This is a genomic window from Secundilactobacillus sp. MJ173 (genome assembly GCF_059704265.1).
In genome coordinates this window covers 1-1750 of the sequence record NZ_BAAKGN010000048.1, presented here as the reverse complement: position 1 = coordinate 1750, position 1750 = coordinate 1, and the positions used below count along the sequence as shown (strand labels likewise).

The window sequence follows — 1750 nt, the reverse complement described above, 5'->3', positions numbered from 1 at the left end:
AATCATAGCTTTCAAAAAAGACTTATCGAAGAAATCAAAAGTTGATTTCTCGATAAGTCTTTTTTTCTGGTCAAAATCGGGATTTTATCCCCTGACTTTAACCATTTTTGCCATATTTAAGGCCATGATGACGATACCAGTTTCCTTAGTAACCTTCGCTAAACCACGAACCATAAATCTTTTGAACCCTAAATAAGCCTTCATTCTACCGAAGACTGGTTCTACATCTATTTTACGCCGGGCATACATTCCTGCTGTTTTTTCAGTAGTTAGTCTCTCTCGTTGCTGGGCTTTAAAGTACTCCCAACTGGGATTAACACTGATATATCGGGTTCGACCCGTTCTAGTTAGAGCCGCCCTGACAGATTGGTGATCTGCATCGAATTTTTCCGCCCGATAGATTTTGAAATCACGCGTGACACCATTCTTGTCAGTGCGTGTACTGTAACGCTGAAAGTCGAATCTAACACCCTGTTGGTCAATATAATAGTCATCATCAGCGAAGTAATGCCAATTCATAACTTTACGATCATCAGACTGCCATTTACGACTTTGTTCTTTTAACATCGTTCCGTACGGAATGATGGCTTGATGGTCCTCATAGTTATCTTCTATTGTGCGGTAATTAGCTTCTGATCCATAACCAGCATCGGCTACAATGTTCTCAGCTAACTTGTTGGTATTTGATAGGGTGTTTAGGAATGGAATCAAAGTTTTCGTATCGGTTGGACGCTGAAATAAACCAAAGCCTAGCACGAATTGATTATTGGTAGCGATTTGTAAATTATAAGCTGGCTTCAATTGACCATTCATCATCGGATCTTCTTTGACTCGCATAAAGGTGCTATCCTGGTCGGTTTTTGAATAGCTATTACGGTCACCAAAGGTTTCCATCTGACTCTGATGTTCAATCATTTTCACTTTACGCTGGACTAATTGCCGTTTGATTTTTTTAATATGCCGCCTTGATTGCTTAGCTGGATTGGGCGATAGTTTGGGCTGTTGTTCAATTTCCTTATTCAATTTATCGAGTCGATCTTCGAGCCGGGTGATCACCTCGTCCATCATTTCGAGTGTTAAATTAGTCCCCTCAGGAACGAAAGCTGCGCCGTAGGCTTGCTTAATTTCAGCCAAAATATTTTGAATTGCCTCCCGATTCATCTGGTCAAACCGCACGGTGTTCTTGCGCCAGACAAAACTATATTTATTGGCATCAGCTAAAATTTTGGTGCCGTCAATAAAGGTGACGTCATCAATTAAATTTTGACGACGTAAGTAGTCAACCAGCCGGTCTAACCCGTCATGGATCAAAGCTTCCAGTTCATCGGAAATTCGAAAACGGCAGATGGTGCGATAAGTGGGCATCTGTTCCTGAGTCAGCCAGCGAGCCGTTAAATTTTCAACCGCGAAGATTTCAATTCGGCGACTACTAAAGACACCACGAGTATATGCGAAAAGGACTAGTTTCATCATTGCACCTAAATCATACTCTCGAGGACGACCGAATAGGTAGTGTTCTTTGATTGATAGTGATTCAACCAGTTCATTAATATAAAAAGCTGGATTATCTTTTTGAACAGTATAGTCGGTAGTTAGCGGTAAAATTGTTTGATTCATGTTATAATTTGTCATGTTGGATTGTCCTTTCGGGGATGATTTTTAGGGTATCGGGGGCAACCGATACTCTTTTTTTCTGTCATTATATCAAAAAAGCAGGTAGTTAAAAATCCAAGGATTTTTAACTACCTGC

The 1750-nt window shown here is 40.5% G+C and carries 1 pseudogene; it reads right to left on the bottom strand.

The annotated features are described in order from the left end of the window. Positions 1 to 93: 93 nt before the first annotated feature. Positions 94 to 1632: pseudogene (locus AC6H04_RS07610) on the bottom strand (IS1182 family transposase); the annotation flags it as partial. Between the last annotated feature and the right edge of the window lie 118 nt (positions 1633 to 1750).